A 22,353-nucleotide genomic window follows, 5' to 3' on the forward strand; every position below is an offset into this window, starting at 1 on the left:
TTTACAGTTGAAGAATTTTCGGCCGTCGATTTTTCGCAGTTCGCCCAACGCCTATGGAACCCCTCTTTTTGAAGCAACGCGCTAATCCGTGCACGGTCTGGTTGACGGGACTCAGCGGTGCGGGCAAGTCGACCCTGGCCCTGGCAATGCACCAAAGCCTTAAACAAGGCGGTTGGGCTTGTCATCGGTTGGATGGTGATGAGTTGCGCGCCGGATTGAACCAGAATCTGGGATTTTCTGACGAGGATCGGCGCGAGAACATTCGGCGCACCGCCGAGGTGGCCCGCTTGATGAACGATGCTGGCCTGATTGTGATTTGCGCGCTGATTTCACCACGGCGGGCCGACCGCGAATTGGCCCGCGACATCGTGGGTGCATCGAGGTTCCTGGAGGTCCATGTCAGCACCTCTCTCGCTGTTTGCGAGTCCAGAGATCCCAAGGGCCTTTACAGGCAGGCCAGGGCCGGCAGCCTGGCCAACTTCACAGGTATCTCGGCCCCCTATGAAACGCCGGAGCACCCTGTGGTGCGCCTAGACACTGAGGCTCTGACCCTGCCTGAGGGGATTGCCTGCTTGACGGCGTTGTTGCCTTAGCCGGCTGAAATATTCCGCGCCGCAAGGAAAGTCATGGCCCGAACTCAGCGGGCCAGCATCTTCATTTTACATCCAGACATTTCAGGGGGGATGCGGACGAAAACTTGGACTACCAAGAGGTAGTTCATGTATTCCTACGAAGACAGAATCCGAGCCGTTGAGCTCTTCATCAAGCTGGGCAGGCGAGGCAGGCCCACCATCATGCAGTTGGCCACCGCGCCGTCCTGCAGGTGTCGCGTCAGCGCCGCCCAGTGCCCCAGCGTGTAGTCGATCACCTTGGCGGTGGCGCCGCCATCCGGGACGAGGCGCCGCTCCAGGCTGAGCCACTGGTGGAGGTCCTCCCACAGCGGCTTGGTCAACCCATAAGTCGGTTCGCCGTTCCGTTGCTACTTGCCCCCCCCGGAATCGGGATTGCACAAAATTTAAGCATCCTGCGTCGGGCAAGCTGCGACGGCCTTTTCGTGAAATCGCATCCGCTTTGTCCACCGATTCTGTGGACAACTCCTGGACCAAGCTTGGTCATACCCGCGAAGAAGGCGCTGAGCACGCCCACCGTGCGGTATCTCGCCCGGACGACCGATCAGCCGGAATCGGCCTGGGTTGACCTCTGAGCCAATGGGAACGCATCGGAACATGCAAAGTCGGCTTCCTGCTCCATTGCTTCCCAGCGCCTTTTAGGCATGCTCCGCTACCTGAATCCGACGAAGCTTCTTGCGCACGTACATGGCTTTGTCAGCCAAGCTAAGCGCATGTTCGGCATCTGTTGCAGAGGGCGCGACCACTGCTAGGCCCACACTCGCTCCAGCGTAGTCCAACGTCTCACTGCCGAGTACAAAGCAGCCTTTCGTCGCCCCAAAGACGCGTGCCGAAAACCTCGCTCCCGCACCCTCAGCCTCTACCGCAGCAGAAGGCCCCAGGCCTACCACGACGAATTCGTCGCCACCGATTCGTGCCGCCAGATCCTCACCCCGCAGTCCAACCTTCAACCTACGAGCAATTTCAGTCAAGAACGCGTCACCGGCTTCGTGCCCATAGGTGTCATTGATCGCCTTGAAGCCGTCAAGATCGATGTATGCAATCAGCAGGTGAGAGCCATCACGCTTGCAATGGGCGAGCAATCTGGACAGCTCACTCAACAACGCACGGCGGTTCGGCAAGCCAGTCAAAGCGTCGGTCCTCGCATGTTGCGCCAGTTGCTCTGTCGCCAACACAAGCTGGCGCAAGAGCTGCTCTCGCTCGATGTGCTGACCGATCAAGGTGGAAAACAACGCCAGCACCCGATCGACCTCACCACTGGGCAGTCGGCTTTGGGTACTCGCGGCGCAAAGCGTTCCAAAAAGTGCTTCGTTCCCAAGGCGCACCGGGGTGCTCACATAGGTCTCGATACCCAGGGCCTTTGCAGCCTCGGAGTCGCCCCAGCAGTCCGAGACATTGGATGTGAACTGCTGCCCCTCATCCAATGCCCGCTTGCAAAGCGTATCACCCCAAGGAACGGCGAGTCCTTCAGGTATGTTCATGGTGCGGGTGTTGTGGGAAAACAGGATGCGCTGCTCATCCTTCTCAAGGTCAATCACGGTGAGATAAGCCGAGTCCAACCCACTGATAGTCTGCAACATCTCCAACAAGGGGCGTGTCAAATCCTCCAGGGACCTGGCAGATGTGACGGAGGCGACAAGCCGATCGAGAAAATCATCCATGCCGAATTATTGGCATGCCATTCCAGAAAATCTAGCAACCGACCGCAAACTGGGACCCGTCGTACGGGTTAGGCGAACGTGGCTGGCCAGGCCCAGAGATCGCAGGGTAACGAGCCACGTGCACGAGGCCTTGGTCCGTGCCTGCTACGATGACCGAGATAAGCCAGAAGCGGTCGCTAAACGTGTTTGCAGATAGCAGACATAGAGCAAGGCAGAGCGCACGCAATAACATCAGTGACTGTGTGAATGGTGGGCATCCGGCACATGGGCGTGGCTGTGCCGCGTCGGATCATGTCGATGTACGTGACTGTGCGGCCCGGTGGGCACGATTTCATGCTCGTGGTCATGGTGCCCATCGTTGTGAGTGTGTGCATGCTCATGCAATAGGGCCTCATGGTCATGTTCGTGGTGATGTGATTCCATCAGGTGAACTGCCACCCCCAACAGCATCAGTGCGCCGCCCAGGAGCATGCCCCACCCGCCCGAGCGATCTCCCAGCAGGAACGCGAGTGCAGCACCGATGAACGGAGCAAAGGCAAACACCGACCCCGTGCGAGCCGCCCCAAAGGCACGTTGCGCGAGCAGGTAGAAGCGCAGGCTCAAGCCATAGCCACTGCCTCCCACCGCCAGCAAACCCAGGATCGAAGCTGTTGATGGCTGTGGCTCTCCCATCAGCACCGCCAAAGCAAGCGTTGTGACAGTGCCAAACATTGACTTCGCCAGCACCACTTGCCCGGGATCGCGCTCGGCCAGCGCTCTCGACAAAGTGTTGTCCAGTCCCCAGGCCGCCGTAGCGCCCATGACCGCCATCAGCCCCCAGAACTGACTATGGCCGCTCTGGCCCTGCTCCAGCACCAGTGCGATACCACCAGCCAGAAGCAAGGCCACCGCGGTGGCAACTCGGCGATCCATCGTTTCCCCAAAGAGCCACCAAGCCAGCAGCGCAGTGAACAATGCCTCCACCGTCAGCATCAGGGACGCCCCGGTGCCACTCGTATGTTGCAAACCCCAAGCTAAGGCCACCGGCCCCACCGCAGCCCCAAAGAGCGCCATTGCAAGCAGGCGAGGCAGATCCGACGGCAACAGGCGGGCCTCTCGCTCCGTCGGCTGACGTGAGAAAGCGCCAACAAGGGCCGCTCCCGCATAGAGCAGTGCAGCCGTTGTAAAGGGACCGACACCCTGGCCCAGCCGCTGCACCAACGGGGTACTGATACCGAACAATGTTGCGGCCAGCAAGGCCAGCATGCCGCCTTTGAGCGCAGGCATAGATTGCATTGGGGTCGTCATAGAGCACCGATTCTGCTCTGTCGTCACCCCGCTGGAGGCCAATTGTGTGTTTCGCCTTGGCCGTGCTTGCACCAAGCATAGAGAGCGTCGTGCATCACCAAGCCATGCTGAAGCATTTCGTGGTCGTCCTGAAAGGTCTTGGACAGGCCCAGCGAGATGGCATACAAGCCCGCAGACTGCGGCGTGAGGTCAAGTCGGGAGGTGTCTGCCCCGCGCACGATCTCGGCCAGTTGAACCAGCGCTGGGTCGCGCAGGCCATACTTGGAGAGAAAGGCATCGAAGCTGCACCGTTCTCCAACATGGCTCAGCTCTACGCCAGGAATGTCGTAAGGGATGGCCCCCGTATCAGCGGCGATGGTCAGCACATCGGTTGCCGGGACATAGAGGAACTCGGCGTCGCGGTCAATGAAGCGCTTGACCAGCCACGGGCAGGCGATGCGGTCGATCTTGGGTCGTTCGCGTGTGATCCATTGCATGGCGATGCTCCTAACGTTGGGTTGGAATGATCTGAATGTCATGGACTGGATGACCTTGAAAGCCCAAGGCCAGTCCCTTGTCATCGCGGATTAACTCCCCGCAGGCGCTGGGGGCAGCACCCGCAATGATGTTGATGCAGCGGCAATGAACGTCGAAGTGCCAGCGGCCTTTTCGCGTTCGGCCCAGTTCCACAGCATCAATGGCGCCGTCGGGCTTGAGGTGGTAGCGCCAGTGGTAACCGTCGGTGATGGTTTGCCCCATCAGTAGCTTGCGCACCTCTTGAGCCGTGAGGACTTGAAGGTGCGGTGGTGAGGTTCCGGCCTGCACGATCCCGATGCCAAACGTCAGCAAGGCCCACGCAAGCCACCTTGGCAAGCAATGTGTAGACAAAGCGAGGCCCACTCAGGCTCCGTGCATCAGCGGGTACACCGCCAGCCCGATCAAAGCCGCAGCCACAACGATCACCGGTTCTGGAAGCTTCTTGAATTTCCACAGGACGGCAGCAGTGGTCGGTGCCAGCAGTGCGGTCACCCAATCGGTGATGGAACGTTCCCCGATCACGATCACAGCACCCGTGATGGCACCAATGGCTGCTGCCGTGACCCCATCCACAAAGGCAATGATGGCGGGCAGCTTGCCGTACTTCTTGAAGTAGGGGGCAGGAAGCACCGTGAACAGATAGCAGGGCAAGAAGGTGGCGAGAGCCGCCACAACGGCCCCCCAGAATCCAGAGACCAGATAGCCGATGAAACCCGTGGTGATGACCACCGGACCCGGCGTGATCATGGCCACCGCCACCGCATCCACGAATTGTCGGTCAGTCAGCCAGTGGTATTCCTGGACCACCCCGCTGTAGAGGAAGGGCACGATGGCCAGACCGCTGCCAAACACGAAGCTGCCCGCATAGGCGAAGTAACCACCCACCTGAGCCAGCTTGTGCCAGTCCAAAGCTTCAAGGGTGAAGAAGGCCGCAATGGGCGCGGCAATGGCCTGAAGGCGCCCGCGTCGTGCCCAGGAGGGAGGTGCACGCCAGAACCAGACCAGCACACCTGCGCCCAGGAACAGCCACACCACTTCAGACTTCGTGACCACTGTGACACCGGCACTGATCAGAAAGATGGCCCACAAGAGCCTGTCACGCCCGATGTTCTTGGTGGTGAGCTTGTATGCGCTCATGGCGATGATGCCGATCACCGAGGCCCCCACGCCATAGAACACCGCCTGCATCCAACCGATGCCGCCAAACGCACTGTAGGCAGCTCCCAGCGCAACGACCATCAGGAAGGAGGGCAGAACGAAGGCGAGTCCAGCCAGCGTAGCTCCCACGATGCGGAAGTGTACGTAGCCCAGGTAGATGGCTAACTGTGCAGCAAGAGGCCCTGGCATCAGTTGGGCCAGAGCCATGCCTTCTTTGTAGTCACTCTCGGAGATCCAGTGACGCTTCTCGACTAGATCCCGATACATGTACCCGACTAAGGCTACGGGGCCACCGAAGCCCCAGGCACCTAGGGCCAACATGTACCGAACAAGTTGCCAAAGTGTGTAAACCGGTCCCGATGTGGCGGGCGGAGTCGTCGAAGAAAGAGAAGATGAAGATGAAGATGTCAAGTCGAACTCCCATCTGGGCACACAGACCCATGAACAGGAGCAGCACTTGGGGCCAGAACAGCCCTTGGCGGCGGGGAGACCGCTCAAGTCCCCGCTGGTTGGATTCTAGGGCCATTCTGGACAGGCACGCCGTCCAACAAATAACACCTAAGAGTCGATTTCGGACCAGGGGACTGTCTGCAAGGTGGATTGTGATTTGTCGGCAATGGCAGCCTCAGGCACTTCGAGTCGTCATAGCAGCGCTCACGCCAGCGCGTCTGTACCAAGCTCGATGCGACTCAACGGATACACGGCGCCCCGGCTGATTTGCTACTTTTTGTGTCGGGCGTCAGCACGCCGCGAGAGGTATTCGTTGAGTTCACTACCGCCCGCTTGGGCGTTTTTGGAAAGCACGATGCCTCTTCATTCTTGCCCTCCACAGCGCCCAGTGCGCCGCTCCCAGTTGGCCGCCATGCTCTCGCCTGCAGCGCTGGCCCTGGCTTCCCTTCTGTACCAGCCTCTGGCCTGTAACGCCGCGCCGCTCGCCCTGTCTGGCAGCGGCCACTTCAAGCCACCAACAGCGGAGCAACTGGCGGCCTTGCCAGCCAACCTGCCATTCACCCGCGCTGACCTTGCCTCGGGCACCTGGTCGTTCCAGGCTCGCTACGATGACAGCGTGCCCGACTCCGATCCGGACGCCTACGTAGGCCGCTATACGGGCGCGGTGCAGGCGTTTCGCCTGGTGGTCGGCAGCACAGCCATTGATCTCCCAGTGAGCCAGAATGAGACCGTCGTCAGCGACGGCGGCCAGGGCTTCACCCAGCGTGAATCCATCCGCCTGGAGGTCAAGGCCCAGGTCGCCGCTGGGCTGCTGCGCGTGGCCTGGGTGCAACTCAACCAGCAGCCAGCCGGCACTGACCTGCGGGGCACCACTGGCGTCCTGCGCAGCGATGCGATGCCGACCGCCGCCGCAATGGCCCAGTTGAATGTTGCCAACGCGGCAGACCGATTCCTGGAACTGCGCATCGATCAGCCTGTCGCCATCAGCGCAGCACCGCTGTTCTATCTGAGCACCTCGCAGCCCAGCGTCACCTCCAGCCCGATCACTGCGCCCTGAGGAGCCCCAGATGCAGCACTCCCACACCCCCCTGTCCCGCCGTTGGCTGGCGCGCGGCGCAATAGCCCTGGTGATTACGGCCGGACTCGTCGGCTGCGGTGGCGGCGGCGAGGTCGTCGTTTCGGGCGGACCGCCTCCGGTGGATCCGCTGAACCTGGCCCTGACCCGAGTGGGTCCGCAATCGATCCAGGTGGACTGGAGCGACCACCCCGGGGTGGCCAGCTTCGATGTGCTCCGCGACGGCTACCGGCTGGCCACCGTGAATGCAACCTCCCTGATCGACAACTCGGTCTATGTCAACCAAACCTATTGCTACCAGGTGATGGGCTACGATCCACGAGGCTATCTGATCGCTGCCACCGATGCCGGATGCATCACAGTTGTGCCGTGAACAGAGTCGATTTTGAACCAGGGGACTGTCTGCAAGGCGGATCGTGATTAAGGGGCTACCCACACGGTCCGTTCCGCACTGGAGGGCAAGAGCCGGATGCACGAGGTCTTGTTGGTGACCCGATCAATAAGCCATCGGGCGGGGTCCACCCGGGCTCACGCCAGTGCGATGCCACAGACTGGCGCCTCACTGCCCAGTCACCCACAGCACTGTTCGGCGTGGAAGCAATGGCAACCCATAGGTCGATTCACCGTTCCGTTGCGACTTGAACGCCGGAATCGGGATTGCACAAAATTTAAGCATCCCACACTAGGCAAGCTGCGACAGCCTTTTTGTGGAGTCGCATCAGCTTTGTCCACCGCTTCTGTGGACAATTCCCGAACCAAGCTTGGTCATGCCCCATCCAAGCCAATGCGAGGGACTCCTGGCACCAACAGTGTGGCAGATTTGAATCGGACTCACTGGCGGATTTCATCGGAATACGCAGAAAACCATGGCTGTCTGCGTCTTCGAACGCAACGGCATTACGCCCCGAGGACGAAGCACGGCTCTCCCCTTTTGGCCATGACCACATCAACCTGCTCGGCAGGTACTCCTTCGTCGTGCTAGAAGAAGTAGCGCGGGGAGTTGAGACAATTGAGAGATCCAAGTGAAATCTAGCCGTCCGGTGACGCGGAAGGTCTGGAAATCCTTAAGTCGGTTCCCCGTTCCATTGCTACTCGAACCCCAACAACTCGCAAGAAATGACCTGCTCCACCGCTTCATCAAGGTCTATGGAGGTTGCACTCCCAAGGCCATTGCTCTGGCGGAAATCTCTGATCGGCACGCTGGTCAGGAAGTTGTTTTCTTCGGTGATTCCCTCGGCGACTTGGACGCAGCCCGAGCTACTGGCGTAGCCTTCGTGGGCGTGAGGAACGAGCGCGACAACTTCATGGGTCTTGACGTCGTGAAGCTTGATGCCTTTGACTCACCGGAGTCAGTCGAAAATGTGATGCTCGCAGCCATTCGTGTGCGAAGCAATGCTTCAACAAGAGGACGAGAACTTTGACAGTATGCGGTCACAAGCGGCCGTTGGCTGCGCCCATCAAACTCCTGTCGAAAAATGAATCCACGTCGCGTTCACGAACTACATGCGCGCTCACTTTGCAGAAGCAGGTGCAGCACGCAAGCGCTCTGCAAAGTTCGCAAAATACGGGATACATCAAAGTTAGACAACGGGTAGTCAATGTTCGATTTTCCAGCGCTGCAGACATCCCGACTCACTCTGCGTGAAATCGTGGAATCGGATGCGGAGAATATTCTTCAAATACACTGCGACGCCGAGCACATGAAATGGTTTGGATCGGATCCGATTCCAGATCTTGACGGCGCCAAGAGGTTGATCACGACGTTTGCCAGTTGGCGGAACGAGCCGGTTTCCGGTGCACGCTGGGCCATCGAGTTGAGCGACCAGCCGGGACTGATCGGTACATGTGGTTTGTTTCGCTGGAATCGAAACTGGAGGTCCTGCATCATGGGCTACGAAATCGCTCCAGCGCATCAGGGCAAGGGCTACGTGAAAGAAGCTTTAAATGCAATCATCACCTGGGGTTTCCGAGAGGTGCCGTTGAATCGAATCGAGGCTCAGGTGCATCCTGACAACGTGGCATCACTGGCTTTACTCGCGGCGCTCGGTTTCCTGCAAGAGGGGCGGCAGCGGGAAGCTGGGTACTGGGCGGGCAGGCACCACGACCTCCTGCAGTACGCTCTGCTTTATGCGCAGTGGAGTACAACAAATCCGGTCTAGTCATTTGCTACAGCGCATGGCTTCACCTACCGCTGCGCTTGCACGTTGAGAGCCTGCTTTCGGACCCGCCAGTTGACGGCAATGGGCCCTTTGCCGCTGGTCACCCGTTGGCGAAGCAGTCAGTCTCGTAATTCGGCAGTCGGCCAGAAGCAGACATTTAAGATCATGACCAAATCGGAGTTCGCAATCCTTATCCTTTGGGTCATGCTGCCGCCTTTACTGGTTGGTGGTATTTTGATGTGGAGGCTCAAGCGTGGGATTCGTCCTCAGATTGCCTTTGTGCTGCTCTCGGTGATCATGACGGTTGCTCTTTTGCTGCTCGGCCCGAATTGGCTTGGTCCCTGCATCGGATTGCGCGACGTCGAATTTCTGGAGCGTCACATGATGTGGTCTCCACTTGGTTGGGTTTGTGCGGCAACAGCTTGGCTCGTGGCTGCCCTTCTATCGCTCCACAAAAAAGGATGTCCTGATGGGTAGCCCAACACTTCTTTTGCTTGAACGCCCTGGCTGAATCCGGCCAAAAACGGACATTGCAACGATGACAAAGACCTCCACGCCAGGTTATTTGAGACTGCTCAGCTGTGTCGCCCTCGGAGTTGTGGTGGCCGCTTTAGCCGATTTTTTGCTGAGCGAATTCGCGGTCCACTACGAGATGCAGGCAACTGGGGCAACTGACAGGGCTCAGCTAAGTGATGATATGGGATTGGGTATGCTGGGCCTCTTAATTGTGTTGCCCTGTGCTTGCAGCATCGGCGTCCTAGCCACATGGCTTTCTCTGAGGCTTTCCAAGCGTCTGACTCGGAATTCATGACATCAATCGGCTACAACCGGACAATCAAGATCGAATGGACCACTCGTCATCGCTACCGATATCACAAGATGTGATTCAGAGATTCGATACCGAAGTGTCGTGGTACATCGGCCACGTGCGATCTCTCGCTATGACGCCGGAAGAGTGTTGCGCCGATCAGGGCAACTATCTTGTCGCAGACGAGTTGTTCCACTTTTTGCTCCAGCCAACATCTTTGCTTACAGATCCTTCCATGCCTCTTTCGGCGGAGCAAAAAGCCGCTATCGAAGTGCTACAGCAAAGTGTCCGATCGGTGCCCTTGGAAGCTCGAAGCGGTGGAGCAAATGCAGCGGCGTCGCTAAAGGACATGCAGCACCCGTCGTGGGAGGCTCCTCGGCAAAGCGCTGCCAAGGTACTCGCTGTGTTGGCGCCGCTGCTGGACACTCGGACAACATGGGGCATGGCCCCTTAGCTGTATCTCAAAGAAGTTTGCTTTCGCCGGTTAACACGGCTTGCTAGATGACTGCTTTGGAAAAGAGCAAATGACCGAGTTGGGTCGAGAGCGGCGCCGAGTGGCCGCTACCAGGTAGCCACATCGACTGGCCGGATTTGGCCGTATTCTGCCGTATGAGCTGTGCCAACCAGGTTCCGGACACGCAATCGCTATGGCTCCTCATAAAGCCCTAAATTGCACGTCGCACATCGCCGAGACGCACCAATTCGGACCTCCTGGTTCGCTAGCCATGGGGCCTTACAACGCGGACAGGGCCATCTTGACACCCGAAAAGCGGCCCAGCCCCATGCAATACACCACACCACCATCGCAGAGACAAACAGAAACTCACTAGAAAATCCGAAGAGGATCTTTAACACAACCATCACCCCAACAGTAGCAGGCAAGCCCAACACCAATAGAGTCGAGGCAATCCAATTGCGGTGCCGGTAGCTACGCCAAGCTGCGCTAGTGTGCGTCGTTTTTAACATCAACAGGTTGGGTGAATCGACCGCTCCTGGCCGTTGTCCGTTATGAACGACCCAGTCGTAATGCCAAATTAGGGCACGATCGAGCTTGCATTTCGTTTATCGGGGCTTTGCTAAAGTCCCGTGAAACCAACTTTCGACCAAGTCTAAGCTCAACACAATCGAGGCAAAGCATGCCATCTATCTTGTAATTGATGGACCGCCAGACACGGTACCAAAGCATATAGTACTCCTCGCTCGTGAACGTGTCTTTGCTGCAGTCCATGCAGAGCCACCGAGCCCGCCCTTGAGCTTCTTTCTCCTCGTCAGTGAGCCGAACATACGTCTTTCTCACATCTATCACCCTAAAAGAACGTTACTGTCGAACGAAGCCGAGTGTCGGCTCCTTGCCAATCTGTCGTATCGAGTGCGGCTAACCTGAATCCAAAGCGGACTGTCACTCCAGCTCTCTTTTGACAGCGTCTCTTGTACGCTTTCTTAACACGGCCCGGGTTTTCTTAATTATCATTTTGCCATCCAGCGCAGTCGTTCCGACGTCCGACTCCATTGGAGTAAGACGAAGCGCGACGTCCTTGCCTTCAAGTAGCCAGTGAAGGGCATCATCAGCGATTTGGCCGGGGAGTTTGCCGCGTTTGATTATTTTTCAAACGTTCTTTGAGTTGTTCAAAAGCTGCTCCCGATGTCCGCTCCTGGCCGATCTCGGTCATCCTACCAGGGCACATATGCCAGGCACCGGAAGCGAGCAAGACCAACGCGACAGCCGGGATACAAGTTGAGGCCAACCTATGCGTCAGTCCTGCACCCAGTCGAACAGTTCAGATCGAGGGCCGGCGCTTGTTCGGCGGTTCCTCCAGGCACACAGCAGTGCAGTCACACCCATGGCGTCAACTGGCCATCGGGATTGAAAAATACAAAACTCAGCGAGAACAATTCCCGAAAATACAAAACTGAGAGAGCACGCAGTACAAGAGTGGGTGATCGGTCACCTCCAAGTCCTTGATTTGGATGAGGTGCGAGTTCAACAGGCGGAGAGAATCGACAGCAAAGTCAGTCGGGCTCTTCACTCGGTCGGCGCGGCCGAGCGCTCGTGACGCTTGTCGAGTCCTCCTCGTAAGTTTTGAACTCTTGGAGCGCGTGGTGGACTGCCGGGTGGTGGCGCTGCTGGGGGCTCACAGATCTGGAAGCCCGGAGGGCTGCAGCAGCCGGTGAACGGCAGTGTGTTGGTCTCTGGCGCAAGGAACGGACGCACGAGGCCTTGGCCGTGCTCTGCGGCAAGCACGCTAATCCGCCAATATCGGCATCACATTGGTCTCATTGATACCCGATGGTCTGCAGGGCCCGAGGTCTGCTGACAAGGCAAGAGGCTTGCATTACGCCGGTCCACCGTTCCGCTGCTACTCGCCCCCGAAATCGGGATTGCACAAAATTTCAGCACTCCGAACCAAGCAAGCTGGGACGGCCTATTCCTGAAATCACATCAGCTTTGTCCACCGAATCTGTGGATAACTCCCCGGGTCAAGCTTGGTCATGCCCCACCTCCTCTGTTGCGAAGGACTCGTGGCGACAAACCCAAATTCAGATGTTGGGAGGGAGTCAGCGAACCCAGTATTCATGAGGGTTCAAAGAGGATGTTGCCCGGAGACCCGCGTGAATGCAGGATTCCGAAACGTCCCAAATTGCACTAAAAACACGAGGACCCCAACCCCACCCGATCGGCAGCCGGCCTGTCGTTGAGTGCGGACAACGCGCCCTCCCGGTGGTGGACCTTGTTAGAAGACCCCCTGATGACCGATGCCCACAACTACGTGCACGCAAATGCCACTCGATCCAAGAGTAAGCCCCATGTTTTGTGCGTCGAATCGAGTGCAAAATCATCATAAATTGCCAAAATGAGATCGCCCGATTTCAATCGTCTGCGTCTTCAACGAAGGGTAGCAATCAGTGATTGATACGCGACGAACACACTTCGAAAAGTATCATATTTCGCCAATAACAAGTCTATATTGCTGTTTTTATCGTTTTCAAATAGAGTACATGACATTGATTCGGCATACGTGAGAGGCACTCGCTTACGTTTGCAGGATGTTTCCAAGATTCAACTTCTAAAGGGATGATCATGCAGGCGTTGCGACAGCTCAAGATAGGTACTCGTTTGGCGACCAGCTTTGCGCTGGTACTCCTGATGCTCAGCCTGTTGGGGGGCTTTGGCATCTACCAGATGAGCCGGGCCAACTTTTATGCTACAGACCTAGGCACAAATTGGCTTCCGAGCGTAAAGGTACTTGGAGATATCCGATCCACCTTCAATGAGATCAGGCGTGCTGGTCTACGCCACATGCTGGAAGCCGGTCCCGAAGGGCGTCAAACTCAACGCCAGATCTATGAGCAGGACATTTCAGGCAAGTTACCGGGACTGTTCGCCAAGTACGAACCGATGATCGCCACCACCGAAGAGCGACAGGCCTACGAACGACTCCGCAAGGGCTGGGACGAGTTCAAGGCCATCGAAGAGAAGCAAATGAAGCTGGCAGAGGGCTCTGCTCAGGAAGTAGAAGAGGCCCGCAAGATCGCCGTCGGAGACGCTGCCAAGTTATTTTCAGAGGTGATGGAGGCCCTATCCAAGGATGTTGACATCAACATCGCCGGTGCCGATGCTGCCACTGCTGGCGCCGCAAGCAGCTACCAGCAAGCACTTGTCGTATCGATGGTAGTGATAGGCCTATCACTGCTCATTGGAGCCGTGCTGGCGGTACTAGTTACCCGATCTATCACCCAGCCCTTGAGCACCGGCGTGGCGGTGGCCGAGGCGGTGGCTCAAGGCGACCTGACCTCGAAGTTCGATATCCAGGGGCGCGACGAGCCAGCCGACCTGCTGCGCGCCCTGCAGCACATGAACGAACGTCTGGTCGATATCGTCGGTCAGGTGCGCCTGAGCAGCGACAGCATCGCCACCGGCTCGGCCGAGATTGCTACCGGCAACGCCGACCTGAGCCAGCGCACCGAGCAACAGGCCAGCAACCTCGAAGAGACTGCCGCCTCGATGGAAGAGCTCAACAGCACCGTCAAGACCAATGCCGACACGGCCCAGCAGGCCAGCCGCCTGGCCACCGACGCCACACAAGCGGCCGAACAGGGCGGCGCCGTGGTCGGCAGGGTGGTGGCCACCATGCAAGACATCTCGGCATCTTCGAAGAAGATCTCGGACATCATCGGCGTGATTGATGGCATTGCCTTTCAGACCAACATCCTGGCGTTGAACGCGGCGGTCGAAGCAGCCCGTGCCGGTGAGCAAGGCCGTGGCTTTGCCGTAGTAGCCAGCGAGGTGCGCAGCCTGGCCGGACGTTCGGCAGAAGCCGCCAAGGAAATCAAGAGCCTCATCAGCGCCAGTGTCGAAACCGTAGAGAACGGAACCGTTCTGGTGGACGAGGCCGGTCATAGCATGGAAGGCATAGTGAACCAGGTCAAGCGAGTGAGCCAGCTGATCAACGAAATCTCCAGCGCCTCGATGGAGCAAAGCAGCGGCATCAGCCAAATCGGCGACGCGGTGAACCAACTCGATCAGGTGACCCAGCAAAATGCGGCGCTGGTCGAGGAAAGCGCCGCTGCTGCCGACAGCCTGAAGAACCAATCGCAACGCCTGGCCGAGCTGGTTTCGGTTTTCAAGATCGACGGCCAGGCCAGCCGGGTGGGGCAGTCCAGCCCCGCAGCACTGCCTTCGCGCCAGTTCAGTAAGGCGCCGACCATTGCGCCTCTGCTCAAGGCTGCAGCCCCCAAGCAGCCCAGCCTGGCCAAGGCCCCCAGCCCTGCGCTGACCAGCTCGACAAAAGCTCCGGCCACCGCAACGGCCGGCGGAAACGACGACTGGGAGTCGTTCTAACTGGAGCTTATGTTGGCAAACTTTGTAGTCATGCGTGCTCGGTAGAGATTCGCGAGCGGCTGCGCCTAACCGTAGTGCACCCTTGTGTCGGTGATCTCCTTGATGCGCATCTTCAGTGCCGACTCGTCCTTCTTGACCGCTCTGTACAGGTAGGTCGAGGTCGACATCTTCACCACACGCAACGCATTGCGTTGGCTGCATCCAAAGCGCTGCATCAATTCGGGCACCAATGCGCGCCGCTGCGAAGGCCTCAAAGCTTTTTTGCAACGACTGCCTGCAACATCGCCTTGTCCAGGCTCAGATCGGCCACGATTTGCTTGAGCTTGCGGTTTTCCTCTTCGAGTTGTCGCAGTCGACGCAGCTCCGAGGGACCCACGCCTGCGTACTTCTTACGCCACACATAGAACGTCGCATCGCTGATGCCCATCTTTCGGCAGACCTCCTCAACGCTGATTCCCAACTCAGCTTGCTTGAGTGCGAACGCGATCTGATCTTCAGTGAACCTGCTCTTTTTCATGACATGCTCCTGGCCTAAAACAGGCCTTCATCATGCCGGCAGCTCTGTTACCAAACGGTACTAAAACATGGGACAGGGTCAGCCCTATGGTCGAGGATCAACACGAGTTCGGAACCTGCTTGAACACTCTCCGAACTGTGAGCGACGGGAACGATGGAATCGTGTCTGCAGTTGCGCATTCGTGTCTTCGAGGCCCCGCGATCCCAGGAACAGCAGCCGTGTGAAAGGAATCCTTGTTCAGCCCCGTCACGAACACGTCTTTTCTCGTACGAGCATTGCATTCGCAACGTGGCGTTATCCGCGCGAGAAATCACCGTCTGTGGCAAACTACAAGCATGGCTACCGAGACACCTTCCAAATCCAGAACCCGCCAGCGCCCCCGCAATGCGGCTGCGGTGGGGTTGGGGACAGTCGTCCGACGCACCCTCAAGGAACAGGGGTCTGAGTTCGTGTTTCCAACACTGACCGGAGCAGAAGCAGCTCTGCTCATGAAAGCCACCGGCATCATCACGCCGACAGGAAAACTCAAAAAGTCCTATCAGTAATGGGCCAAGTAGTTCTGGCCTACCACGGTTGCGACATCTCCATTCGCGATCGGCTGGTGCGTGGCGAAATAGAGCCCAAGATATCGAGAAATTCTTACGATTGGCTCGGAGACGGCTTCTATTTCTTTGAGGGCGACCAGCATCGGGCGCAAAAACTCGCAGAAGCCGCACACATCCGTCCCACGCATCTCCTGACCAAACAACCAATCGCCAAACCAGCAGTGGTGGGCGCTGTCTTGGAGGTAGACCGGTGGTTCGATCTGACCACGCAAATCGGTATCCTGAACTTCACCAAGGCATCGACCGCTCTCATACTCGCTCACACCGAAGAGGGAACCGCTATCCCCGTCAACAAACCAGCTTTTCCTGGGGACGAGGACTTGTTGCACAGAGCGTTCGACAAGGCAGTATGCGACATGGTGGACGAATATCGGGCCATGGTCTTCGAGAAGGCCTTGGAAAACAGTGATGCGGAATCGATCATTGCCAATGCCCCCTATCAAGCCGCGCGTGGCGCATTCGAGCAAGGCAAACTCATCGCCGATGGCAGCTCGATTCACTCAGACACTCATATTCAGATAGCGGTAAGAGACCTGCGCTGCATCAAGGGCTGGTTCCTTGTACCAGGTGACACCCTGTTGGCGGATGCTGACCTTGAAGATGCGATCCAGCGTTTAAAAAAGGCCAAAGCCGAACGAACACAAGCCAAACGGCGTCAAAGCGTCTCGCCTCCGCCAAGCGAGTGAGCACGAGCCCGGGTACGGGTGACTGCCGTCTCAGTTCACCGCCGCATACGCAGCCACCGCCGTTGCATGGGGTTCTGGTGGCGAGCGAGAGCAGTACGTAGAGGTCTCAGCTTTGCCAGGTGTGCCAAAAAAGGCGGCCCCCTGATGGGAGCCGCGTGAACTTTGCTGTGCAAAGCCTGCCTCAGGGAGGAAAGACAGGGCCTCAGAAACTGAGACGCGACGATTATCCCCGTTGTCACCCCAGAAGGCCGGGAAAGCCAGCATCCAGCCGTGATAAAGAGCACGTTGCCCTCAGACAGCGATCGGAGCGCAACACCGCGACTCACCTGCAGATCGCCACCGTCCCTGGCGGAGATCTACTGCGCAGCCAAATGATCACCAAAGGCGCCTAACAGGGCCTGGACACCCAACTGGGCCCGGTATAGCAGGATAGTTCTGCCGCGCCCGAAATCCCTCCAGAATCCAGCATGCCAAGTCGATACAAACAGACGACCATGACTCAAAGTTCCACCTCTTTTCACGCACGAGTCCGATGACCTCTCTGGATCTGCGTAGCTTCACATTTCTGGCCGCCCTGCAGTGCGTTGTCATGGGCACGGTCTTGCTGGGGATGCGCCGCAACGGCCCCGTCAGCATCCTAGGTCTCAGGTTATGGGGGGGTGCGCCTCTGCTGGCGCTGCTCTCCACGCTCTTCTACGGACTCCAGGGGATAGTCCCTGCCGTGGTCGTCGGCATCGGAGGAAACGGCCTTCTGATGGCCGCAACGCTGGCCCTGCTAGCGGGAACAACTCGCTTCCTTGATCGACCCTGGCGGTGGTGGCCATGGGCCACCCTCTTCAGCGTGTGCATGGTGGGCCTCTTGGCCTTCTTCGTCGTCTGGCCGGACTACAGACCTCGCATGCTCATCTTTGCGCTTTGCATGGCCGCAATCTGTGCCGCCCACACCCGCATACTGGCCCTGTACGGCAGAGGTTTCCCCGCCCGGTTGATGCTCGTGGCCATGGGCTGGCAAACGCTCGTGCTCCTGACCCGGGCGCTTGCCACCTATTGGATCGATGCGCCTACGACAGAGCGCTTCGACGGGGGCTCCCTCATCCACTCGGTGTACATCGGCACGTTCAGCTGCTCGATTCTGGTGGTGCTGGTGGGGGCCCAGCTCATGGTCAATGAACGCGTTCGGCAGAGGTTCGAACACCTGGCCAGCCACGACGACTTGACCGGGGCTTTCAACCGGCGAGCAATCCTCGACCTGATTGAGGAGGAGCACGAACACTGGAAGCGGTACCAACAGCCCTATGCGTTGCTGCTGGTGGACGTGGACTACTTCAAGCGCGTCAACGACACCTACGGACACCAAGCCGGAGATCGCGCTCTGAAGATGATTGCCCAGACCTTGCAAAGGGGCCTTCGGAAGGTTGATCGACTTGGCCGCTACGGGGGAGAGGAGTTCATCGTGCTGCTGCACGCCGCAGAGACCGAATCGGCCATGGCGCTGGCCGATCGCTTGCGAATTTCGGTCGAGAAGAACAACTCAGACGCGAACACCCCCAACTGCACTGTGAGCATCGGTGTTACCGTGGTCCGCCCTGGAGATGAGACGCTGGATCCGGTGGTGGGCCGAGCTGACCAAGCACTCTACGAAGCGAAAGCAGCAGGCCGCAACAGGGTGGTGCCGGCGTAAATTGCCCAAGGCCGCAAGCTCAGGACAGAGCCGATCCTTTTCGCGCCGCCTGCTGCCGCTCGTCAAACCAGCCATCACCTGCCGCAAGCGAACGTGATGCAAAGGCGCAACAAGCCAGCAGGGCGCAAGGTGGATTTGCCACACCAGTCCGGGTAGTCTTGCACCATGCAGACAAGGCAATCCAGAGACGAGGTGCCTCGCACGAGGCGCCAGATCAAACGACAGGCTCAACGCCAGGCGGCGCTGCCACCCCCGAAGGATTTCCCGGAACGGGAAGTCGATCCCTGGAAACCGCTGGGATAAGACATCCGCCCTCCCCCACCTGCGCCTCGATCGCGCGCCTGGGCCTCAACGAGTCAGCTGCGCACGCAGATCCTGAGCCTCAGCCGCCAGGTTGCGCAGCGCCTGCGCCCCCAATTCAGCCCGCCCGCGCTCCGTGTGAAATAGCCCCAGGCCCTGCCCCAGGAAGCGCTCCACAACCCCCAGACGGCCCCGCAGGAAGTCCTGCTCGGCCACGTGGCGGTACTCCTGTCGGACCTGAGCCCGGTACTGCGCGTAGCGCTCAGGCCTCGCCCCCAGGATGGCCAGATCGATGTCCACCATCAGGCGTTCGTCATCCAGCGCCGGCATGGCCGCGTGCCGTGTCACGTCGATGAGTCGGTCAATCGCACTGAGCATCTCCTCGGGCACGCCCACAGGCCCCAGCATCGACCTGGCCAGCTGAGCGCTCGCTTCCTCGTTGTCAGCACGATGGGGGTCGTAGATAGCGTCATGGAAGAACAGGGCCAGAGCCAGCGCCGAGGGCCAATTGCTGGCGCACCTGGTGCTCCCACTGCCCCCGGTGCACCAGGTGCACCAGGTGCTGAGCAGATCCAAGGCCTCCTGCAGGTGCTGGGTCGTGTGATAGGCCCGGTGGGGCTCGCGCCAGCGCTGCAGCAACTCATCGATCGCGCCCGACGAGCTGGCCGCAGCCGCTGTGGCCATGCTGCAGGCCCAGTAGAGGCGCAGCGTTTCGTGATCACCCGCAGGAGAGGCATGCGTCATCGTTGTCAGAAAGGGGGTGGCGTTGCGGCATTGTCCTCCCAATCGTTTGAAGAATCACCGTGACAGGAGAATCTAGAAATACCGAATTGAATAAACAATCTCAATTTCAAAATTCCTCCACAGCAATTCAAATAATGATTGAATATTCCAGAGAATGGGATTAATATCAAACCATTGAAATTTGAGAGGGCAACATGGACGACCTTATCACTCGCGAAGAAGCCGCATACCGACTCGATATTCCGCTTTTCAAGCTGGATGAAATGATCGAAGAGGGCACAATGCCGGTTCACATCACGTCCGGGCGCGATGTTCTCATTGATTCGTTCCAGCTTTCCACTTCACCGGGGTATCGGGCGCTGGCGCCGGATCTGAGTCATGTCCAAGAATGCCTGGCCAAGTGCGAAGAAGGACCTCCTTGAAAGCACCAGCCCAAAGCAAAAGCCACCCAAGGGTGGCTTTTTACTTTCCGAGGCTTCTGGCCATTTTTGCAAGCCGACTACTGGGCTTGCGGGGTAGAACGGGAGCCGCCACAACCGGGGTGTCGGATGCTTCCGGCAATGACTCAGCCCGAGTCACCGGAACTGCATCCACCTCTGCAATAGACTGACGCGGGGCTTCGGGCACAGTTGGGCGGGCGAATTCGGTAGTGGAATCCAAGGATGCCTGATTCGCCGGGGCGGGCGGAGAGGATGCCGAGATTGGCATTGAAACGCCCACCATCCCCCCCGCATGTACTGCAGAAGCTGCCAGCGCATTCAACCCAATCGAGGCCAATGAGCGAAGCCGTGCCGCACGGTATCGCGGGGAAATCCCTGTGAATACTCCCAGCAGTTCTGGATAAGCCTCATTGAGAATCACAACCACGCGGGCATATTCTTTGATCTCACCCAGATGAAGGCCGGATGCGCGTGAAACAAAGGCAGACATCCGCCCTTGCTCAATATGCAACCCGGTCAAAGCCAAGGTGCGAAGACGCTCAGACCGGATCTGAGAGGGCAATTCTTGCAAATGCCCCTGAAGATCCTGGAACGCCTCATTCAACTCGACTACGACCTTGAGCGTCACGCGACCGATCCCATCAGCCAGAAACCACGGGCATTAGAAAGCACCGGCTCATTCGGAGAAATCACTTTCAAGCGCGGGAAGGCATCTTGAATAGTTTCGCGGAAGAAGTCAGCACCGCCGCCCGTGAGAACAACGATGTCAGGCGACATCTGTTCGCTGCGCAGCGATTTTTGAATCGAATTCGCAATCACCGATGAGAGTTCTTGGCTGGCGCGCTTCAAATAGGGTTGGAAGTCCACGCGCTGGCCCATCAGCAAAATCGAGGTCTTACCGGCGCGCACTGCGTTTTCGAGTGCTTCAACAGTCGGTTTAGCACCGTACTCCTGCGCAATCAAAATTCCTGCCTGCTCCAGCAACACCGAGGACGCCTGCAAGCTGGTATTGCTGGATCGGCGATGGTATTCGCCATCACTGATCAGCACCCAGTCCAATGAGAAGAATCCTGGATCAACAACGAGAATGCGAGCCTCCTCGTCAATGACGGCATTATCGCCCGCTTCGTCATCTTGATTGAGCATGTCAAACAACCCGCCAATGGGCTGCGCAACCACCTTGACGGACTTGACTTCCACCGTGCGCTTGGGCGTCACTTTGTGTTTGCCCGTGAATTGGGCCTCCAGCGCCTTACGTCGTGTTTCATCTTGGAATTGGGATACAGGCAGGCCCGTGACGAGAACATCGATTTCGGTCATGCCCGTCATCAGCAGGCCTGCGTGAAAAAGCGCTTTATAGGATTCGGTGCTGGAGTAATCCGCATGCAAGGACCGCTCCCACATTTCGGCTCGGTCACTGGAAACACCCGCGATGAACGGTTGATCGTTGACCAAGACGTGCAAAAAATCATCTTGGGCTTTGCCATCAAAACGGCCACCAAATCGATCTGCAGGCGCTGCACCCGCTGGGCGAATTGCAGTTTTCATGCCCTGTTCAGCAGTGCCGTACGCAATCTTGATGTTCGAGTAGCCGATGTCTTGACCAACAATGTTCATTGCAACCTCTTTGCGATAATTGAAGATAACATTGTAATTCAATTTAATTGCAATTAAATGAATAAATGCAATTCAGTCGCCAGCCAGTGACATCGCAGTAGCTCATCAGGAACACTCCAGTGAGCGACCGGACCAAGGCCCCACGCGATGGCTCAGATCAGGCCTAGCAAGCTTATCGACAAGGCGGATTCGCTCGTCTGGCCCAGGTCGAACACCCCATCCCCAGGCCGGGGCAGGCGCATGCATCGCTCATAGACGCCTCCACGAGCACTTTGGACAAAGATCTAGAGGGTAGATCCGCCTAATCAAGGCGGATCTACCCTCTGAAGTCCATCAAAAAAGAGGACGTTTTGCCCCCCTCAAAAAGTTGTCCGCTTATAATTATGCGGAAGTACCCCCCTGTTCCACCTAAGTATAGGCGGACAACTTTTTAGCCGCTTCGGGCCTAGCGTTTCGCACGCTTCACAGAACATCGGATCGCGGTGAAATCCACATAGCGGATTTGGGGGGTACATCCGCCTACAGTAACAAGGACGATTCGGGGGGTACTATGGAATCATTTGACGCGGCAACCGAAGCGATCGAAGTCGCGATCAAAGAGCTGCACAACCAGGCCATGCGGGTCGCAGATCGGTACTACCTGCACGTCAATGCTCATGGTGCACGCAGTACGGGGCCGGAGTCCAAGAGCAAGCTTGAGTTGACCTACACCATCAAGGGCAACAGCATGGAGGCCAGGTGGCAGGCCATCAATTGGTACGGACCAAAAACCAATCGAACACGAATTCGAAAGGCAATTGCAAGAGATGCAAAGAACTTCACCTACAGTGAAGCAGCATTGAAGTCTCATGCACAACCATGGGAATGGCCAATGGTGAAATTGACAGAGACGGAATTGAAGTACATCCGAAGGCAACTCAATCACCTTATCAAAGCAGTGACATCAATGCGACATGCAAAAACTCTCAGCAAAATCACTGAGGCAAAGATCGCAGAGGCCGAAAAACTTTACGAAGAAGAGGGTTGATCGCCTTCCGGGCAAGTTGAAATGGTCTGAGGATTGGATCTGAGGTGAACCTCAACGACTAACTCATGGCGGCATCCAATAGGCGCTGGCGCGATATCCAACCATTGACTCATCGACGCCAGGGATCATGGGAACAGCAGATATGAATAGGGT

21 protein-coding genes and 2 pseudogenes are annotated in these 22,353 nt (G+C 57.8%); 12 read left to right on the plus strand and 11 right to left on the minus strand.

The annotated features are described in order from the left end of the window. Positions 1–53: 53 nt before the first annotated feature. On the plus strand, positions 54–593 hold the full coding sequence (gene cysC / locus AC07PT_RS21885) for an adenylyl-sulfate kinase (RefSeq protein WP_494658077.1): 540 nt from the start codon (positions 54–56) through the stop codon (positions 591–593). A 224-nt stretch (positions 594–817) separates the two neighbouring features. Here cysC and AC07PT_RS21890 read toward each other — a convergent pair. The 6 genes and pseudogenes from AC07PT_RS21890 to AC07PT_RS21915 all read right to left on the minus strand — a co-directional run. Continuing rightward, a pseudogene (locus AC07PT_RS21890) lies at positions 818–952 on the minus strand (IS66 family transposase); the annotation flags it as partial. Between the two features lie 315 nt (positions 953–1,267). Beyond that, positions 1,268–2,290, minus strand: a complete 1,023-nt coding sequence (locus tag AC07PT_RS21895) for a sensor domain-containing diguanylate cyclase (RefSeq protein ID WP_494658078.1) — start codon at positions 2,288–2,290, stop codon at positions 1,268–1,270. Positions 2,291–2,521: 231 nt separating this feature from the next. After that, the gene (locus tag AC07PT_RS21900) at positions 2,522–3,577 is read right to left on the minus strand and encodes a DMT family transporter (RefSeq protein WP_494658079.1); all 1,056 of its coding nucleotides are present in this window, start codon (positions 3,575–3,577) and stop codon (positions 2,522–2,524) included. Positions 3,578–3,600: 23 nt separating this feature from the next. After that, positions 3,601–4,053 carry a chromate resistance protein ChrB domain-containing protein gene (locus tag AC07PT_RS21905; RefSeq protein WP_494658080.1) on the minus strand — a complete coding sequence of 151 codons (453 nt, stop codon included), beginning with the start codon at positions 4,051–4,053 and terminating at the stop codon, positions 3,601–3,603. 10 nt (positions 4,054–4,063) lie between these two features. Next, the gene (locus AC07PT_RS21910; RefSeq protein WP_494658081.1) at positions 4,064–4,405 is read right to left on the minus strand and encodes a hypothetical protein; all 342 of its coding nucleotides are present in this window, start codon (positions 4,403–4,405) and stop codon (positions 4,064–4,066) included. Positions 4,406–4,456: 51 nt separating this feature from the next. Further along, positions 4,457–5,572 (minus strand): chromate transporter, encoded by a 1,116-nt coding sequence (locus tag AC07PT_RS21915; RefSeq protein ID WP_494658180.1) that lies wholly within the window; start codon positions 5,570–5,572, stop codon positions 4,457–4,459. Positions 5,573–6,056: 484 nt separating this feature from the next. On the opposite strand from AC07PT_RS21915, the gene AC07PT_RS21920 reads away from it, so the two are divergent. From AC07PT_RS21920 to AC07PT_RS21945, 6 genes are all read left to right on the plus strand, one after another. After that, positions 6,057–6,758 carry a hypothetical protein gene (locus AC07PT_RS21920; protein WP_494658082.1) on the plus strand — a complete coding sequence of 234 codons (702 nt, stop codon included), beginning with the start codon at positions 6,057–6,059 and terminating at the stop codon, positions 6,756–6,758. A gap of 10 nt (positions 6,759–6,768) precedes the next feature. Continuing rightward, positions 6,769–7,149 (plus strand): hypothetical protein, encoded by a 381-nt coding sequence (locus tag AC07PT_RS21925; protein WP_494658083.1) that lies wholly within the window; start codon positions 6,769–6,771, stop codon positions 7,147–7,149. 649 nt (positions 7,150–7,798) lie between these two features. Continuing rightward, on the plus strand, positions 7,799–8,197 hold the full coding sequence (locus AC07PT_RS21930; protein ID WP_494658084.1) for an HAD family hydrolase: 399 nt from the start codon (positions 7,799–7,801) through the stop codon (positions 8,195–8,197). Between the two features lie 177 nt (positions 8,198–8,374). Further along, positions 8,375–8,935, plus strand: coding sequence for a GNAT family N-acetyltransferase (locus tag AC07PT_RS21935; RefSeq protein WP_494658085.1), 561 nt, complete (start codon positions 8,375–8,377; stop codon positions 8,933–8,935). Positions 8,936–9,100: 165 nt separating this feature from the next. After that, on the plus strand, positions 9,101–9,412 hold the full coding sequence (locus AC07PT_RS21940; protein ID WP_494658086.1) for a hypothetical protein: 312 nt from the start codon (positions 9,101–9,103) through the stop codon (positions 9,410–9,412). Between the two features lie 3,410 nt (positions 9,413–12,822). After that, on the plus strand, positions 12,823–14,583 hold the full coding sequence (locus AC07PT_RS21945; protein WP_494658087.1) for a methyl-accepting chemotaxis protein: 1,761 nt from the start codon (positions 12,823–12,825) through the stop codon (positions 14,581–14,583). 65 nt (positions 14,584–14,648) lie between these two features. Here AC07PT_RS21945 and AC07PT_RS21950 read toward each other — a convergent pair whose 3' ends face one another. Then, positions 14,649–14,810: a hypothetical protein gene (locus AC07PT_RS21950; RefSeq protein ID WP_494658182.1), complete on the minus strand. Its 162-nt coding sequence runs from the start codon at positions 14,808–14,810 to the stop codon at positions 14,649–14,651. After that, positions 14,798–15,100 (minus strand): annotated as a pseudogene (locus AC07PT_RS21955) (transposase); the annotation flags it as partial. The gene AC07PT_RS21950 and the pseudogene AC07PT_RS21955, both read right to left, overlap by 13 nt. A 335-nt stretch (positions 15,101–15,435) precedes the next feature. Between AC07PT_RS21955 and AC07PT_RS21960 the strand changes: the two are divergent. The 3 genes from AC07PT_RS21960 to AC07PT_RS21970 all read left to right on the plus strand — a co-directional run bounded on the left by AC07PT_RS21960 (position 15,436) and on the right by AC07PT_RS21970 (position 18,072). After that, on the plus strand, positions 15,436–15,645 hold the full coding sequence (locus AC07PT_RS21960; RefSeq protein ID WP_494658088.1) for a hypothetical protein: 210 nt from the start codon (positions 15,436–15,438) through the stop codon (positions 15,643–15,645). Next, positions 15,645–16,391, plus strand: coding sequence for a hypothetical protein (locus tag AC07PT_RS21965; protein WP_494658089.1), 747 nt, complete (start codon positions 15,645–15,647; stop codon positions 16,389–16,391). Before AC07PT_RS21960 ends, AC07PT_RS21965 begins: the two co-directional genes overlap by 1 nt. A 532-nt stretch (positions 16,392–16,923) precedes the next feature. Further along, on the plus strand, positions 16,924–18,072 hold the full coding sequence (locus tag AC07PT_RS21970) for a GGDEF domain-containing protein (RefSeq protein ID WP_494658090.1): 1,149 nt from the start codon (positions 16,924–16,926) through the stop codon (positions 18,070–18,072). 348 nt (positions 18,073–18,420) lie between these two features. On the opposite strand, the gene AC07PT_RS21975 is transcribed toward AC07PT_RS21970, so the two are convergent. Then, complete coding sequence (locus tag AC07PT_RS21975; RefSeq protein ID WP_494658091.1) at positions 18,421–19,116, minus strand: HD domain-containing protein; 696 nt, start codon at positions 19,114–19,116, stop codon at positions 18,421–18,423. Positions 19,117–19,310: 194 nt separating this feature from the next. Here AC07PT_RS21975 and AC07PT_RS21980 point away from each other — a divergent pair, with 194 nt between their 5' ends. Beyond that, entirely contained in the window at positions 19,311–19,538 is a 228-nt protein-coding gene (locus AC07PT_RS21980; protein ID WP_494658092.1) for a hypothetical protein, read from the plus strand. A 40-nt stretch (positions 19,539–19,578) separates the two neighbouring features. On the opposite strand, the gene AC07PT_RS21985 is transcribed toward AC07PT_RS21980, so the two are convergent. Together AC07PT_RS21985 and AC07PT_RS21990 are read right to left on the minus strand one after the other, a co-directional pair. Then, complete coding sequence (locus AC07PT_RS21985; protein ID WP_494658093.1) at positions 19,579–20,184, minus strand: hypothetical protein; 606 nt, start codon at positions 20,182–20,184, stop codon at positions 19,579–19,581. Then, a complete protein-coding gene (locus AC07PT_RS21990; protein WP_494658094.1) occupies positions 20,181–21,215 on the minus strand; it encodes a ParM/StbA family protein in 1,035 nt (344 codons plus the stop codon). The genes AC07PT_RS21985 and AC07PT_RS21990 overlap by 4 nt, the downstream gene beginning before the upstream one ends. 508 nt (positions 21,216–21,723) lie before the next feature. Between AC07PT_RS21990 and mobI the strand changes: the two genes are divergently transcribed. Continuing rightward, positions 21,724–22,200 carry a conjugative transfer protein MobI(A/C) gene (gene mobI / locus AC07PT_RS21995; RefSeq protein WP_494658095.1) on the plus strand — a complete coding sequence of 159 codons (477 nt, stop codon included), beginning with the start codon at positions 21,724–21,726 and terminating at the stop codon, positions 22,198–22,200. The last annotated feature ends 153 nt before the right edge of the window (positions 22,201–22,353 follow it).

The sequence above is a fragment of the Curvibacter sp. GW821-FHT09D12 genome (assembly GCF_059416245.1).

Bases quoted from the DNA above. Each gene is read 5' to 3' on its own strand.
- cysC (WP_494658077.1), top strand. From the start codon at position 54: ATGGAACCCCTCTTTTTGAAGCAACGCGCTAATCCGTGCACGGTCTGG.
- AC07PT_RS21895 (WP_494658078.1), bottom strand. From the start codon at position 2,290: ATGGATGATTTTCTCGATCGGCTTGTCGCCTCCGTCACATCTGCCAGG.
- AC07PT_RS21900 (WP_494658079.1), bottom strand. From the start codon at position 3,577: ATGACGACCCCAATGCAATCTATGCCTGCGCTCAAAGGCGGCATGCTG.
- AC07PT_RS21905 (WP_494658080.1), bottom strand. From the start codon at position 4,053: ATGCAATGGATCACACGCGAACGACCCAAGATCGACCGCATCGCCTGC.
- AC07PT_RS21915 (WP_494658180.1), bottom strand. From the start codon at position 5,572: ATGTTGGCCCTAGGTGCCTGGGGCTTCGGTGGCCCCGTAGCCTTAGTC.
- AC07PT_RS21920 (WP_494658082.1), top strand. From the start codon at position 6,057: ATGCCTCTTCATTCTTGCCCTCCACAGCGCCCAGTGCGCCGCTCCCAG.
- AC07PT_RS21925 (WP_494658083.1), top strand. From the start codon at position 6,769: ATGCAGCACTCCCACACCCCCCTGTCCCGCCGTTGGCTGGCGCGCGGC.
- AC07PT_RS21935 (WP_494658085.1), top strand. From the start codon at position 8,375: ATGTTCGATTTTCCAGCGCTGCAGACATCCCGACTCACTCTGCGTGAA.
- AC07PT_RS21940 (WP_494658086.1), top strand. From the start codon at position 9,101: ATGACCAAATCGGAGTTCGCAATCCTTATCCTTTGGGTCATGCTGCCG.
- AC07PT_RS21945 (WP_494658087.1), top strand. From the start codon at position 12,823: ATGCAGGCGTTGCGACAGCTCAAGATAGGTACTCGTTTGGCGACCAGC.
- AC07PT_RS21960 (WP_494658088.1), top strand. From the start codon at position 15,436: ATGGCTACCGAGACACCTTCCAAATCCAGAACCCGCCAGCGCCCCCGC.
- AC07PT_RS21965 (WP_494658089.1), top strand. From the start codon at position 15,645: ATGGGCCAAGTAGTTCTGGCCTACCACGGTTGCGACATCTCCATTCGC.
- AC07PT_RS21970 (WP_494658090.1), top strand. From the start codon at position 16,924: ATGACCTCTCTGGATCTGCGTAGCTTCACATTTCTGGCCGCCCTGCAG.
- AC07PT_RS21975 (WP_494658091.1), bottom strand. From the start codon at position 19,116: ATGACGCATGCCTCTCCTGCGGGTGATCACGAAACGCTGCGCCTCTAC.
- AC07PT_RS21980 (WP_494658092.1), top strand. From the start codon at position 19,311: ATGGACGACCTTATCACTCGCGAAGAAGCCGCATACCGACTCGATATT.
- mobI (WP_494658095.1), top strand. From the start codon at position 21,724: ATGGAATCATTTGACGCGGCAACCGAAGCGATCGAAGTCGCGATCAAA.